The sequence below is a fragment of the Streptomyces sp. NPDC048644 genome (assembly GCF_043199105.1).
Taxonomy (GTDB): domain Bacteria; phylum Actinomycetota; class Actinomycetes; order Streptomycetales; family Streptomycetaceae; genus Streptomyces.
Genome location: NZ_JBICVO010000006.1, coordinates 386,848 through 401,442, shown reverse-complemented (window position 1 = coordinate 401,442; position 14,595 = coordinate 386,848). Strand labels below are relative to the sequence as shown.

Genomic DNA, 14,595 nt, shown 5'->3' with positions numbered 1-14,595 from the left:
TTTCGCACATGTCAAAGGGGTGGGGCCGTGTTTCACGTGAAACACGGCCCCACCCCTTTGGCCCTAACGACGCCGCTCCCGGTCGGCGGCATTCTCAACCGGCGAGGGTTTCCGCCCACGCCACGGCAGCCGCGTCCGCCGCGTCATCCGCGGCGGTCTCCGCGCCCAGCGCCCGCATCGCCTGCGCGAGGGCCGCCAGCGAGGCCAGCACCACACCGCGATCCGCGGCCCTTCCGTAGTGATTCACCCGGATCATTTCCTGGGCCGGCCCGCCCGCGGCGGCCAGCAGCGGAACCGAGCCGTCGACGGCGAGCGCCGCGGACACCACGTCGCCTGCGTCCAGACCGGCCGGCACGCGCAGCGTCGTCGCCGCCGGAGCCGCGTCCTCGTCCCGGATCACGTACGGGGTGAGCCCGCCGAGCGCCCGCACACCGGCGCGGACCGCGGCAGCCGCCGCACGGTGCCGGGTGATGGCCGCGTCCAGCCCTTCCGCCTCGACACGGTCGACCGCCTGCTCCAGGGCCAGCATCTCCAACTGGGCCGGAGCGTGCGGCAGCGCGGTACGGCCACCGTCGATCCAGCGCTGCTTCCAGTCCAGCAGCGAGAGGTACGAGCGCCGCGGCGCCTGCTCATTGGCGGCGATGCGCTCCCAGGCGCGGGCGCTGACCGACACCGCCGAGACACCCGCCGGGCCGGCCAGCGCCTTCTGCCCGCCGATCACGCACAGGTCCACTCCCCACTCGTCGGTGAGCAGCGGCTCGGCGCCCACCGACGCGACCGCGTCCAGCATCAGCAGCGCGCCGTGCTCCCGCACCACCCGGCCGATCTCGGCGACCGGGTTGGTGTTGCCGGTCGCCGCCTCGGCGTGCACCAGGCTGACGAAGTCGATCGCCGGATGCTCCCGCAGCGCATCGGCCACCTGCTGCGGGTCGACGGCCCCGGTGAACGGCGCGGTGAGGGTCACGACCTCCGCGCCGCAGGACCGCAGCCAGCCGCCGAAGGTCTCGCCGTACGGACCGGTGATGATGTTGAGCGCCGTGCTGCCGGGCCGTACCGCCGAGCGGATGCATGCCTCCAGCGGCAGCAGCGCCTCGCCCTGGGTCGCCACCACATCGCAGCGGGTGCGCATCAGCGCGGCGACCTTGTCCTCGATCCGTGCGAAGTGGGCTGCGTCGAGCGGCGGCAGATCGAGCAGGACCGGGGCATCAGAATTCGCAGTCACGGCAGTCACAGTGGCCTTCCAGCGGTAGCGAGCCGCGCGGTGGGGCGGCTCCTGATATCTGGCACGACTGTACGTCCGCGCCCACCGCCGCCGCCCTACGGCCCCGGCTGCCACAAGGCCGGTCCCGTCCGGCCGTTCAGACCCAGCCTGGCCGTTCAGACCCGCCAGCCCTCCGGGTCCACCCCGCCCGGCACCGGCCCCGCCGGATCGTACGGTCCCCGGGTGAGGACGAACGTCCCGAGGTCGAGATGGCTGACCGTGCCGTCCGCCGCCCGCACCACGCGCAGCGTCTCCCCGGCGTAGTAGCCGTCCAGGCCGGTCCAGGTGCCGTCGGCCTCCGCACGGAACCGCGAGGCCCGCCCGGTACCGGTCAACGGCGTCAGATCCAGGGCGCGTTCGGCCAGCAGCCGCAGCGCGAACGGCTTGGCGCCCCAGTACCAGGGCCCGGTGAGCGCCAGCAGCGCTTCGTCCGGCGGCCCCGGCAGCGGACGCCACGGAGCCGGGATCCGCGGTTCGCGGTCGGCCACGATTTCCAGGAGATCGGCGGCGATCCCGCCGATCGCCGGGCCCGATGTGCAGTTGGCCAGGGCGATCCCGGCGAGGTCCTCCTCGGGGTCGAGCCAGAGGGACGCCAGAAATCCGGGCATCGAGCCGGTGTGCCCCGCCAGCACACGGCCACTGGACCGCTGTTCCGCACCGGACCGCTGTTCCGCACCGGGCAGCGGTCCGCGCCGCACGAGCTGGATTCCCAGACCGTAGCCCCCCTCCCAGCCCTCGTCCTCGGGCGGCACGGCGGGCGTCCGCATCTCGGCGACCCCCGCCGCGGACAGCACCCGGTCGTCACCCCGCAGCAGAAACGCGGCCCACCGGCACAGATCGTCCACCGTGGACCACAGCTGTCCCGCCGGACCCATGAGGCCGGTGTCCTGGGCCGGTTCGGGAAGCAGCACATCGGCCCACGGATGCACCGCCCAGCCCTGCGTGTGCGGCGGCACCGGCAGGGCCGTCGTACGGGACATGCCCAGCGGCTCCAGCACCTCGCGCCGCAGCACCTCGTCCCACGGCCGGCCGTCCCGCAGCCGTTCGACGAGCGCGCCCAGCACGGCGTAGCCGAGGTTCGAGTAATGGTGCCGCCGGCCTGCCGGAAGGCGCTGCGGGCGCTCCCCGAACAGGTCGGAAGGCTCCGGCCGCAGCGTGCCCGCGGTCCGCTCCCACCACGGCCCGCGCGGCTCGGCCGCCAGCCCGGAGCTGTGCGCGAGCAGCTGCGCGATCGTGGCGTCCGGGACCGGAGTGGCTTCCAGATGCCTGCCGACCGGATCGTCCAGGCGGAGCCGCCCCTCGTCCCGCAACCGCATGACCAGCACCGCAACGAAGGTCTTGGTGAGCGACCCGATCCGGTACTGCACCGCGCCGCACGACTCCGCATCGCCGACGGGCTCCCCGCCCGCGTCCGGCCCGTCCACGGCCGCCGACCTGACCTCCGCCCACACCTGCCGCCCGTCGCGCACCACCGCCCCGGTCATCGACGGCGCCCGGCCGTCGGCCTGCCCGACCGCGAGCCGCCGCAGCAGCGCCCGCCGCGTCCCGGGCAGCAGACCGGGCACGGAAACGGAAGCGGATACGGGTTCGGCGGGCCCCTCGGACGGTGCGGTGGTCATGGCGCTCCTTGACGGCCGATCAGCTCAGCAACGGGCTGCTGCCCGCCGCCGATCACTCTCCCCCGACGGCCGGCAGGACGCCAGTGCCCCACCCGGCGGCTGCCGCCCCACCCGATACGTCCGAGCGGTGCGGCGGGAGGGGCGGCTCGTTCCCGGCCGTCACGTCGGACCGATCGGCACGCTCATCCGGGCTCCAACGGGACGTGCCCCGGGGCGAGTTCGGCACCTGTCCGGAACGCGCATGCGCCCCTGCCCACCGCGGGTTCAGCCCTCCTCGCCGTCCGCCCTCTCCTCAGCGGCACAGGGGGCGCCGCCGTCCTCCCGCACCGGCATCACCAGCGTGCTGAAACTGCCCTGATCCGCGGAGCGGACCACGACGGGCTGCCCCGCCGAGGCGGCCCGCCTCCGTACCGCGGTTCCCCGGCCGCATCCGAAGGGATCCGCACTGCCGCACGGACGCCGGCTCACACCCGCTGTTCGGCCAGGTCCAGCCAGTGCTCCACGTCAGCCGGGCCGAAGTGCCTGATGGCCCAGTCGGCCATGCGGAGGCTCATGTGGGCCCACGCGGGACGCAGGACCTCCTCCGGAAGCGCATCGAGAACGGCGTCGAGCCGCTGCACCACCCCAGGGCCCGGCTCCTTCGCGTGGAGGCCGAAGCGCAGGGTGACCAGGTCGAATCGACGGTCACCACGGGCGGCGCCGTCCCGGTCGACGACGCCGGTGATCGAGCCGTCGGCCGCCAGCAGGTTGCCGGGCTGGAAGTCCATGTGCACGGCGTCCTGACCTGCCGGCCGGGCAGGGAAGTCGGCGCCGACAGCGGCGACGCGGCGTTCGAGCGCGGCACTGCGCCGGTTGTGCCGACGCAACGGCCCGTGCAGGCAGTACCCCGCGCCGTCCGCACGCAGGTGCAGCTCCACCGCCGGAACGCCGGGGCGGTCGGCCAGCCGGCCCGCCTGCAGCCGGTTGAGTTCCAGCGCCTGCTCCAGAAAGCGCTGGTCGAAGCGGTCGATCTCGGTGCCGGGCAGCAGCTCTTGCACCATGACCACGGCGTGGCCGACCTGGGCGATCAGCTCCGTGGCCGGCGCCGGACAGCCGGCCGACCGCAGCGCATCGACGACCGCGAGCGGCCCGGCCCGCAGGTCGGCCACCAGGCTGTGCGGTCGCCACTTGAGAACGGACCGGCGGCCGTCGGGCCCGCGCACATACGCCGCCCCGACCTGCCCTCCGGGACAAGGACCGTCCAGCGCCAGCCGGACGCCGGTCCGGGTACGAAGGGCCGCCACCATCCCGGCGGCATCGAGCCGCTCGGCACGCGCCCAGCCCTGCGGAGAAGTCACCGGCCCGAGTATCGCAGTGGCGGCAACGCGACGACGCGGCAAGGAGAACCGGGACCTGGCGCCCGTGCCTCCAAGCCGAGGCCCGAAAGGTCGGCGGCGACTGCCTACCCTGCGGTCGTCGCCGCGTCGGCGGCCCCGGGCGCGGACGGCTCGGCGGCGCCCGACGGCGTGCGGTAGGCGCGCAGGGAGGCGTTGGCCGCGGCCACAACCGCGACCACCAGGGTGGCGGACAGGCCGCCGACGACCAGGGAGAAGGGGGCCGAGGTGGCCGACGCCAGCAACCCGCCCCGGAAATTGCCGAGTTCGGGGCCCGCGACACCGATGACGTGTTCCACGGACGAGACCCGCCCCCGGTACGCGTCCGGGGTCTCCCACTGGACCAGGGCACTGCGGGTGACCACCGAGACGGTGTCGGCGGCACCGGCCACGGCCAGGCAGCCGAGCGCCGGCCACAGCGGCCCGGCCAGGCCGAAGCCGGCCAGCGCAAGGCCCCAGACGCCGGCCGCGACCAGCTGCACCAGGCCGCCGCGGCGCCAACGCGTCACCGTGCCGGAGAGCAGGCCGGCGGTGATCCCCCCGACCGCGACGGCCGAGAGGAACAGGCCGAGTGTCTGCGGGTTGCCGTCGAAGCGGGCCTCGTTGACCAGCGGAAAGAGCGCGATCGGCATGGCGAGCAGCGTCGCGGACAGATCGGTGGCCATCGAGCCCCACAGCGTCGGACGGCGCAGCACGATCCGCCAGCCGCCGCGCTCCGGCCGGCGCCCGACGCCCGCCGCGTCGGCGCCCTCGGGCCTCATGGCCGGGAGGCGGACCACCCCGAGCACGGCGACCGCGACGGCCACGGCCTGCGCGGCGTAAGCGGCAGACACGCCCCAGCGGGCGATGATCAGCCCGGCCAGCGCGGGCCCGGCCAGCATCGCCGCCTGGAAGGAGACGTTGGTCAACGCGAGCCCGGCCGCGACCTGGTCGGCCGGCAGCAACCGGACCGGGAAGGTGCGCCGGGCGGGCGCGCCGAGCGCCCCGCACGCGCTCCCCATGGCGACCAGGGCGAGCAGCAACAGCACGTTCCGGTTGTCCATCAGAGCCTGGGCACACAGCCCCGCGGCGGCCAGCAGCTGGCCCGTGGTGGTGGCCCGCACCACCGCACGGCGGTCAACTGCGTCGGCCAACGTGCCGCCGAGCAGCCCGAACAGCACCATCGGCAGGCCGGTGGCGAGCCCGATGGCGCCGGTCCCCACCGGACTGCCGGTCAGGTCCCAGACCTGGGCCAGCACCGCCACCGTGGCGATCTGCCCACCGAGTTGGGAGGCCGAGGTGCCGATCCACAGGTCACGGAACGGCCGGCTGCTGCGTAAGGGGCGGGTGTCGAGGAACCGGACACGCACCCTCATCGCGGTGGTTCAACGAGGTGGTCGAGGACCCGCTGCCGCATCGACCGGTGTGCCAGCGCCCGTTGCAGCTCCTCGACGACGCCGGTCAGCGCGTGCGGGACCTCGCCGTCCAGCTCGGCGACCGTCGCGTGCGTGGCGCGCCACTCGGCCTCCAGGAACGGCACCAGCGACCGGCCGCGCTCGGTCAGATCGATCCGCCGGGTGCGGGCATCGGGCCCCGGCTCGGAGGTGACCAGACCCTCCTTGCGCATGGCGGCGACGGTCTGGCTGATCGCGGAGTGCGAGCGGTTCAGGGACTGCGCCAGCTCACGGATGGTCAGGGGACCGGTGTGGGCGAGCCGGATCAGCGGATAGGCGAACCGCGGTCGCACCCCCTCGATGCCACGCGCGACGTAGACCTGCTCGATCTCGGCGTCCATGGCGGCCAGCAGCTCGTGCAGCGACTGCCAGGGATCGGGCAGCGCCGTGGGATCGGAAGATGTCACAGCGCTAATATAACAGTGCTGCGATAACGGGTCGGAGGGCCTCGGCCTGCGACTTTCCGCGCCCCGTGCCACGTGTAGGGTCGCGCCGCGCACGCCAGGTTTGCCAGATCTCAGGCCGACGTCGGCCCCGGTCCGGAGCGGCGAGCCCTGCCGTGTGTGCCCGCGTTCGGACGTGACGTGGTGGGTGGTCGTCCCGTCCATCCGGTGTGGTGCAGCCAGTCCTCGAAGGTCATCAAGCCGGGGTGCAGGCGGCGCAGGAGGTTGATGTCCCGGTCCCGGGCGTAGAGATCACGGTCGGCGAAGAACTGGAACATCGCTGCGTAGTCGTGGCTGAAGTCGGGGACGGCGGCACGCAGGTCGTCATGCGGCATCGGGATGTAGGTGCTGGGGGTGCCCGTGACCTGAGCGAAGGTGGCGGCGATCTCGTCGCCGGTGAGGCTGTCGCCGATCACCGCGAGGTCGCGGGCGCCCCAGGACTGCCAGTTGTCGAACATGTGGCAGGCGAACCAGGCGATGTCGTCGAGAGCGACGAGCGGGTAGGGGGCGGCGCCGAGGGGGAGCCTGAAGGTCAGGCCGCCCCGGCCGTCCGGTCGGGGAGTGAGCCGGTCGCGCAGGTTCTCGAAGTACGGCGCCGTGGTCAGTACCGAGACGTGGCCCGTGTACCAGCCGTCGGTCTCCTTGCGGAGCATTTCCTCCGACCGCATCAGGTCGATGTGGGCGGCGACGGCGGCTTTGCTGTCGAAGTGCGGGACGGGGTGGCCGGTCAGGGACACCGCGCTGTCCAACGAGGACCAGATGAAACGCTCCACGCCGGCCCGCTCCGCGGAGGCCAGCAAGTGCAGCCCTTGCTGATACTCGCCCACGGCGCTTCCCGTCGCGAAGAAGTCGGTGTTGGCGAACACGCGGTCGGCCTGCCCGATCAGGACCTCTAGGGCCGCCGGGTCGGAGCGGACCAGTCGCACGCGGTCGGGCGCGGTGGCGGCGAGTTCGGTGGCGTGGGCGGACTCCGGGTGGCGGGTGGGGACGGTGACGGTGGCGTCGGTGGTGGCCAACAGGTGTCGGATCACGTGGCTTCCCATGGCTCCGGTGCCGCCGACGACGAGGACGTGGGTCATGACGTTCTTCCCTGGTGTGTCAGGACGTGCTCGGCCACCTGGGCGTGGGTGGCAACCCGGACATCGCCGGACTCACGGATGCGGTCGAGGATCTGGCCGGCCATGCCCGCGAGGAGCGGTCGGCCTCCGACGTGGGCGTGGATGGTCAGGCGGAAGACGCCTGGGCCGGGGGCGGCGAGCATCTGGTCCAGTAGCTCACGGTGCAGGTCGCGGTAGGCGTACGGGCCGGCCGCAGCGTCGCGGACGTCGGAGTGGTCGCTGTGCATGAGGGAGACCAGAGGAGCGTGAGCGGTGGACAGGACCTGCGGGAGGTCGTGGTCGCCGTGGTCGCCGTGGTCGCCGTGGTCGCCGTGGTCGCCGTGGTCGCCGTGGTCGCCGTGGTCGCCGTGGTCGCCGTGGTCGCCGGTCCAGCGGTAGCCGGCCTCGGCGAGCAGGTCGTCAGTGTGCCTCGAACCGGTGGCGCGTGGGCTCATCCACCCCGTCGGGCGAACGCCGGTGGCCCTGCGAAGGACGTCGGTGCAACGACGGATATTGGCCCGCTCGGCATCGCCATCGAGCAGCGCGGGCACCACGTCCTGGGCCCAGGAGTGTGCGGCGATCTCGTGACCCGCCTCGTGCACGGCCATGACGGTCTCGGGATGCCGCTCGAGGCGCATAGGCGGGCCAGTGCCCTGGTGACCACAGCTCCAACGCGACGGTGACCAGCGCGACGACCTTGTGCCCACCCGGCCATTCGGTCTCTGCCCTCATTCGGCTCCCCTGCTCAGTAGCTTCCGCCGTGGACCGTGGACGCTAGTGAGGCGGTAGGTACCTCCAGGTTCCTGGCGGCGGGCTACCGTCGGGGCATGCGTGAGTACTCCGGCAGCGTCTTCCTCGCCGACTGCCCGGCTCGGCTGGCGATCGAGATCATCGCCGACAAGTGGGCGGTGGTCGTGCTGTTCGCGTTGAGCCGGGAACCGTGCAGGCACGGCGAGTTGGTCGACCTGATCGGCGGAATCTCGCGGAAGGTGCTGACCCAGACGCTGCGGCGGTTGCAGGGGTACGGCCTGGTCGACCGCCACGCCGAGGCCGGGAAGGTCGAGTACGTGCTGACAGACCTGGGCCGGACGCTGGTGAAGCCGATCGCCGTGCTGACCGAGTGGGCCCACGAGCACGGCGCGACCGTGGTGGAATTCCAGGAATCCACAACGGACCGAGTTCACCCGGCCTCCCCCTCGCGTCCCGCCACCGCCGTGTGAGCGCAGACGGTGCTTGACGTGAGACGCGGGCGACAGAACCCCTCACGGTCTGGCGCGGGACGATCGGCCAGTTCGCCGAAAGGGATCTGCGGGACGCGCGGCTCGCCGGAGAGGAACCGCTCCTCAGCCCGACGCCACGAGGCGCCCGGCTGGCGCGGTTGCCCTCGACGCGGCCCCTCGCGTCCCGGGGGGGGGCCGGACGGCAGCGGCGTCGCGCGCGTGGGGGCTGTCGTCGTCGCGGAGTTGACGAACCACGCCGCCGCGCCTGGGCTGGTGTCCGGACGTAGCTTCCGGTTATGGATGTCGACGGGGCCGGAGCTGCTGTTGCCGGGCACGCTGCGCATCGGAGTCGCGGACCTGTGGGCGAACGGCGACCCGACCTGTCGGCTCCGGTGCCGCCGGCCGCCGAAGGCTCCGGGCGAGGCCACGGGCCCGTTCTCGTCACGTACTTCGTGGCGCGCTGCGGCGTACTGGATCGGCCGCCTTCGGGCCGGACGGTGTGTGGGCGGAGATCGGCCTCTGAACTCCCGGAGCAGTCGTGCGGGTTCCGCTTCGGCCTCGGGCCGGCACGCGGGGAATCGACTCCGGCTGGTCTGTTGTAGCCCTGTAACAGGGACCGCGAGCACTTGGAGTGCCACCCGTTCGTGTGATCCACTCTTCAGTGCCCGAGAGGAACTCGAAGCGCAACGCGACGCTTTGCCACGGTCGGACACGACTCCGGCCGACCGCGGGGCCGGTCTGCCAGCCGCGCTCCGCGAGTAGCGGGCCCGTGCGCCGCAGAGGCGCGCACGCACCACTGCACGTAGGCACGTAAAGGAGAGAAAACATGCGCAAGTTCCAGCGCGCAGCAGTCGCCGCCGCCAGCATCCTGGCCTTCTCCGGCCTCGGCATCGGAGCCGCCCAGGCCGCCGAACTCCCCTCGGTGGACACGCAGGGCGACGCCGCGACGGACTGCTTCACACAGGAGACCCAGAAGCTGATGGACGAGGGAGTGGGCCACCACGTCACGATCGTCCACTGCGAACGCGAACCCCAGAGCCCGGGCAGCATGCTGGTCTTCTACCGGGGCTGAGTCCGAGGCGGGTCACCTCCGGCCCTCTCCACCGAGGCCCGGTCTCCTTGGCCGCGCGCACGTCGGAGAACCGGACGCCGCACCCGTACCGGACGTTCCGTCGACGTGACGGACGAAGGCGGCTCCTCCACCCCCTGCGCGGGGGCCGGAGGGGCCGCCTTCGTGTTGCTCGGTGACGGCGATGGTCGGACGGTGGGCGACGGCCACGGCACGTACCCGTGTCCGGTGGCTCGTTCCACACCTCGTGGCGCCACCCACGTGACTCCACCGCCCGGCGGGTCCATGCGAACGTGAAAGCCACCACCGGCTTCGACAACCGATCACGCGGTTTGACGTCCTGACGACCGGGCCGCCCTCGGTCGTCAGGAGGTAGTCCGGGATGTGCTTGCGGACCTTCCCCGCCACCTCGGCCTTCAGCAAGAACGGCTGGGCCACGATGCCGCGTACCGAGGAGTCGAAGTCGGCGAACAGCAACCGTGCAAGCTCCAGACGCGACTCGTAGATCACGTGATCTCGAACCGTCGCCGACCAGTACGTTCCCGAATAGTGCTTCTGCCCGCTGTACCAACGAAACGCCGCCACGGGACGGCCGACTGGAGCGACAGCGCTGCAACAGAGTCCCAGGACCGGGCTTCAACTTCCCCGCCCTGCCGCCGGAAGCAGACCTCCGCCTCCATCCCACCCCCAGGTCGGACTGCCGTCCACAGCACGATGCCCCCGCCGACACACCGACAGGGGCACCCCACCACGACTTCGCCCGAACGGACGACGGTCGCGATCTGCGGATCTCAGCACCGTGTCGGCTCCGACTCCGATCCGACATCGCACCTGAGAATCCGACACGAAATGTGAGAACCTACACCGCTCCGCATCACGTCTGCGCCATGTCCACGAACCGCGAATAGTGGCCCTGGAACGCCACCGTGATCGTCGCCGTCGGGCCGTTACGGTGCTTGGCGACGATCAGGTCGGCCTCGCCCGCGCGGGGGGATTCCTTTTCGTACGCGTCCTCGCGGTGCAGCAGGATGACCATGTCGGCGTCCTGCTCGATCGAACCGGATTCACGCAGGTCGGAGACCATCGGCTTCTTGTCCGTGCGCTGCTCGGGACCACGGTTCAGCTGCGAGAGCGCGATAACGGGGAGTTCGAGCTCCTTGGCCAGCAGCTTGAGGTTTCGGGACATGTCCGAGACCTCCTGCTGACGGCTTTCGGCGCGCTTGGATCCGCCGGACTGCATCAGCTGCAAATAGTCGATGACGACCAGCTTCAGTTCGTTGCGCTGCTTCAGGCGGCGGCACTTCGCGCGGATCTCCATCATCGAGAGGTTCGGCGAATCGTCGATGTAGAGCGGCGCGGCGGAGACGTCCGGCATCCGGCGGGCCAGCCGCGTCCAGTCCTCGTCCGTCATGCTGCCGGAACGCATGTGGTGCAGCGCCACCCGGGCCTCCGCCGACAACAGGCGCATCGCGATCTCGTTGCGTCCCATTTCGAGGGAGAAGATCACGCTCGGAAGGTTGCTCTTGATCGAGCAGGCACGCGCGAAGTCCAGTGCGAGAGTCGACTTACCCATGGCGGGACGGGCCGCGATGACGATCATCTGGCCCGGGTGCAGGCCGTTCGTCAGGGAGTCGAGGTCGGTGAACCCGGTGGGCACACCCGTCATCTGGCCCTGGCGGGAGCCGATCGCCTCGATCTCGTCGAGTGCGCCCTCCATGATGTCGCCGAGCGGGAGGTAGTCCTCGCTGGTGCGCTGCTCGGTGACGGCGTAGATCTCCGCCTGGGCGCTGTTGACGATCTCGTCGACGTCGCCGTCGGCCGCGTATCCCATCTGCGTGATGCGGGTGCCGGCCTCGACCAGACGGCGCAGCACGGCCCGCTCGTGGACGATCTCCGCGTAGTACTCCGCGTTCGCGGCGGTCGGCACGGACTGCACGAGGGTGTGCAGATACGACGCGCCGCCGACCCGGGCGATCTCCCCGCGCTTGGTCAGCTCCGCCGCGATGGTGATCGGGTCGGCCGGCTCGCCCTTGGCGTACAGGTCGAGAATCGCCTGGAAGACCAGTTCGTGGGCCGGCCGGTAGAAGTCCTCGCCCTTGAGGACCTCGACGACGTCCGCGATGGCGTCCTTGGAGAGCAGCATGCCGCCGAGCACGGACTGCTCGGCGTCCAGGTCCTGCGGAGGCACCCGCTCGAAGCCGCCGCCCCAGGAGCCCTGGCCGTCGTCCTCACGGTCCTGGCGGTCGCCCCGGCCACGGCCCTTGCCGTCACCTCGACGGAAGCGGCCGGCCGGCAGCCGGTCGCTCGGACCGGAGTCCGCCCAGGGGTCCTCCACGGGTTCGGCCATGCTCACCCTGGCACCTCCTCCCGTCCGCGACGCGGACCTCACTGTGCCCCTCTTTCTTACGGCACAGCTCTGACAATCGAGACGCCCGACTCCGGTTATGGTGCGTCGAGTTCGGATGACTTCCGGGCCGGAAACAGGTGGCGGGCGCCGGACCACGGTAGGCCCGCGCGCACCGTCCGCCAATCTGGTTATCCACAGGCCGTGTGGATGACTGGCCTCCAGCTGTGGAGAAGTCCCCCGAACCTGTGCACGGCCCGGGGGAAACATCTGTGGACAAGCACACAATCACGCCGCCGACACCTGCCTGACCTGCACTTTCCTCATCCATAGGCTGTGGGGGAGAAAAACTTCGGCAACCTGTTCATGATCGCGACAAACGGCACGGAGAAGGTAACTCCACACAGCGGAAAGTAAGGACTGCAAGCCACTTGCATCACTTACCTGTGGAAGATTAGATTGTGCGCATGACACAGGCTCCCGCGACGCCACGGCGCACCGCCCGCCGCCACGACCGCGAGATCCTCGCCCTCGCCCTGCCGGCCTTCGGATCCCTCGTCGCCGAGCCCCTGTTCGTCATGGCCGACAGCGCCGTCATCGGCCACCTCGGCACCCCCCAGCTGGCCGGCCTCGGCGTCGCCGCCGCCCTGCTGACCACCGCCGTCTCCGTCTTCGTCTTCCTCGCCTACGCCACCACCGCGGCGGTCGCCCGCAGGGTCGGCGCCGGCGACCTCTCCGCAGCCGTCCGCCAGGGCATGGACGGCATCTGGCTCGCCCTCCTCCTCGGCGCCGCCGTCATCGCCGCCGTGCTGCCCACCGCCCCATGGCTGGTGGAACTCTTCGGCGCTTCCGGCACCGCGGCCCCGTACGCCGCCACCTACCTGCGCATCAGCGCACTCGGCATCCCCGCGATGCTCGTCGTGCTGGCCGCGACCGGCGTGCTGCGCGGCCTCCAGGACACCAAGACCCCGCTGTACGTCGCCATCGGAGGATTCTCCGCCAACGTCGTCCTCAACGTCGCCCTCGTCTACGGCGCCGGCCTCGGCATCGCCGGCTCCGCCTGGGGCACGGTCATCGCCCAGTGCGGCATGGCCGCGGTCTACCTCGGCGTGGTGATCCGCGGCGCACGCCGGCACGGCGCCTCGCTGCGCCCCGACGCGGCCGGAATCCGGGCCAGTGCCCAGGCCGGCGTCCCCCTCCTCGTCCGGACCCTCTCGCTGCGCGCGGTGCTGATGATCGCCACCGCCGTCGCCGCCCGCCTCGGAGACGCCGAGGTCGCCGCCCACCAGATCGTGCTCAGCCTCTGGTCCCTGCTCGCCTTCGCCCTCGACGCCATCGCCATCGCAGGTCAGGCGATCATCGGGCGCTACCTCGGTGCCGGCGACCGGGACGGCGCCAGGGCGGCCTGCCGCCGCATGGTGCAGTGGGGCATCGCCTCCGGCGTGGTGCTCGGCGTTCTGGTGGCCCTGGCCCGGCCGCTGTTCATCCCGCTGTTCACCTCCGACCCCGCCGTGCGCGGACCGCTGCTCACCACTCTTCTGGTGGTAGCCCTCACCCAGCCCGTATCCGGCGTCGTCTTCATCCTCGACGGCGTGCTGATGGGCGCCGGCGACGGACCGTACCTGGCCGGGGCGATGCTGGTGACGCTGGCCCTGTTCGCGCCCGTGGCACTGGCCGTACCCGCCATCGGCGGCGGGCTGACGGCCCTGTGGTGGACCATGGGCCTGATGATGGCCGTACGCCTGCTGACCCTGTGGCTGCGGACCCGCTCGGGCCGGTGGATTGTGACCGGAGCCTCGCGCTGAACCACCTCCGCAATTCCGGAGCGTTGTTGATAATGACGGCGTGCGCTCACTTGCCAGGAAATCCGTCCTGCCCCTGACGCTCCTCGTCATCGGGGCAGGCGTCCTCGTGGGCTACTCCACCGAGGAGAGCCACACCGTCCTCGCCGGTCGTGACGGCTTCGGCAAGTCCGGCGGGCCGGGGGAGCCCCAGGACCAGGACCCCGCCGCGACGGCCCCCGCATCCGACGGCAGCGCGTACACGCCGCGCCGGACGGAGGAGAACGCCCGCATCGGCACGGTCTTCGAGAAGGACGACTCCGGTGACCACTTCTGCACCGCGAGCGTGGTGCAGAGCCCCGGCCGGAACATGCTGGTCACGGCAGCCCACTGCGCTTTCGACAGCGACGCGGGAAAGCCCGTCGACGACCTCGTCTTCGCCCCGGACTACCGCGACGGCGACGAACCGACCGGCCTGTGGAAGGTCAAAAAGGTCGTCGTCGACACCCGCTGGGCCAAGTCCAACGACCCGGACCTCGACGTCGCCTTCCTCACCCTGAACGGCAAGGACGGCAAGCAGATCCAGGACGTCCTGGGCGGCAACACCCTCGGCATCGACCGCGGCTTCGACAACGAAGTCAAGATCACCGGCTATCCGTCCAGCCGCGACACCCCGATCTCCTGCCAGAACCGCACCACGAAGTTCAGCAACACGCAGATGCGCGTCCACTGCACCGACTTCGCGGGCGGCACGAGCGGCAGCCCCTGGCTCGCCGACTACGACCCCAGAAGCCAGACCGGAACGGTCATCGGTGTGCTGGGCGGCCATCAAGGCGGCGGCGACGAGGACGACATCTCCTACGCCGCCTACTTCGACGACGACATCGCCAACCTCTACCGCCGGGCCCAGAACGAGGACTGAGCCCCGGGTACGGCGAAGGGCCGCACTCCGTTT

The 14,595-nt window shown here is 71.6% G+C and carries 13 protein-coding genes; 4 read left to right on the top strand and 9 right to left on the bottom strand.

The features are described from left to right. Positions 1–94 precede the first annotated feature (94 nt). From ACGFNI_RS16875 to ACGFNI_RS16845, 7 genes are all read right to left on the bottom strand, one after another. The gene (locus tag ACGFNI_RS16875) at positions 95–1,231 is read right to left on the bottom strand and encodes a pyridoxal-phosphate-dependent aminotransferase family protein (protein ID WP_393684444.1); all 1,137 of its coding nucleotides are present in this window, start codon (positions 1,229–1,231) and stop codon (positions 95–97) included. A gap of 146 nt (positions 1,232–1,377) precedes the next feature. Then, positions 1,378–2,880 carry a serine hydrolase domain-containing protein gene (locus ACGFNI_RS16870; RefSeq protein WP_393684443.1) on the bottom strand — a complete coding sequence of 501 codons (1,503 nt, stop codon included), beginning with the start codon at positions 2,878–2,880 and terminating at the stop codon, positions 1,378–1,380. Between the two features lie 464 nt (positions 2,881–3,344). Next, positions 3,345–4,217: a phosphotransferase gene (locus ACGFNI_RS16865; protein ID WP_393684441.1), complete on the bottom strand. Its 873-nt coding sequence runs from the start codon at positions 4,215–4,217 to the stop codon at positions 3,345–3,347. A 104-nt stretch (positions 4,218–4,321) separates the two neighbouring features. Next, complete coding sequence (locus ACGFNI_RS16860) at positions 4,322–5,608, bottom strand: MFS transporter (RefSeq protein ID WP_393684439.1); 1,287 nt, start codon at positions 5,606–5,608, stop codon at positions 4,322–4,324. Then, positions 5,605–6,093, bottom strand: a complete 489-nt coding sequence (locus tag ACGFNI_RS16855; RefSeq protein WP_393684437.1) for a MarR family winged helix-turn-helix transcriptional regulator — start codon at positions 6,091–6,093, stop codon at positions 5,605–5,607. The genes ACGFNI_RS16860 and ACGFNI_RS16855 overlap by 4 nt, the downstream gene beginning before the upstream one ends. Before the next feature lie 110 nt (positions 6,094–6,203). Then, complete coding sequence (locus ACGFNI_RS16850; protein WP_393684435.1) at positions 6,204–7,208, bottom strand: NmrA family NAD(P)-binding protein; 1,005 nt, start codon at positions 7,206–7,208, stop codon at positions 6,204–6,206. Beyond that, positions 7,205–7,864, bottom strand: coding sequence for a polysaccharide deacetylase family protein (locus ACGFNI_RS16845; RefSeq protein WP_393684433.1), 660 nt, complete (start codon positions 7,862–7,864; stop codon positions 7,205–7,207). The genes ACGFNI_RS16850 and ACGFNI_RS16845 overlap by 4 nt, the downstream gene beginning before the upstream one ends. Before the next feature lie 189 nt (positions 7,865–8,053). On the opposite strand from ACGFNI_RS16845, the gene ACGFNI_RS16840 reads away from it, so the two are divergent. Both ACGFNI_RS16840 and ACGFNI_RS16835 read left to right on the top strand, forming a co-directional pair. After that, on the top strand, positions 8,054–8,446 hold the full coding sequence (locus ACGFNI_RS16840; RefSeq protein WP_393684431.1) for a winged helix-turn-helix transcriptional regulator: 393 nt from the start codon (positions 8,054–8,056) through the stop codon (positions 8,444–8,446). 826 nt (positions 8,447–9,272) lie between these two features. Beyond that, on the top strand, positions 9,273–9,518 hold the full coding sequence (locus ACGFNI_RS16835) for a hypothetical protein (RefSeq protein WP_393684430.1): 246 nt from the start codon (positions 9,273–9,275) through the stop codon (positions 9,516–9,518). A gap of 12 nt (positions 9,519–9,530) precedes the next feature. Here ACGFNI_RS16835 and ACGFNI_RS16830 read toward each other — a convergent pair whose 3' ends face one another. Together ACGFNI_RS16830 and dnaB are read right to left on the bottom strand one after the other, a co-directional pair. After that, positions 9,531–10,100 (bottom strand): TnsA-like heteromeric transposase endonuclease subunit, encoded by a 570-nt coding sequence (locus ACGFNI_RS16830; protein ID WP_393684429.1) that lies wholly within the window; start codon positions 10,098–10,100, stop codon positions 9,531–9,533. A gap of 289 nt (positions 10,101–10,389) precedes the next feature. Next, the gene (gene dnaB / locus ACGFNI_RS16825) at positions 10,390–11,862 is read right to left on the bottom strand and encodes a replicative DNA helicase (RefSeq protein ID WP_227047947.1); all 1,473 of its coding nucleotides are present in this window, start codon (positions 11,860–11,862) and stop codon (positions 10,390–10,392) included. Between the two features lie 464 nt (positions 11,863–12,326). Between dnaB and ACGFNI_RS16820 the strand changes: the two genes are divergently transcribed. Together ACGFNI_RS16820 and ACGFNI_RS16815 are read left to right on the top strand one after the other, a co-directional pair. After that, a complete protein-coding gene (locus tag ACGFNI_RS16820) occupies positions 12,327–13,664 on the top strand; it encodes an MATE family efflux transporter (RefSeq protein ID WP_393684428.1) in 1,338 nt (445 codons plus the stop codon). A 40-nt stretch (positions 13,665–13,704) separates the two neighbouring features. After that, entirely contained in the window at positions 13,705–14,562 is an 858-nt protein-coding gene (locus tag ACGFNI_RS16815) for a trypsin-like serine peptidase (RefSeq protein ID WP_393684427.1), read from the top strand. Positions 14,563–14,595 lie beyond the last annotated feature (33 nt).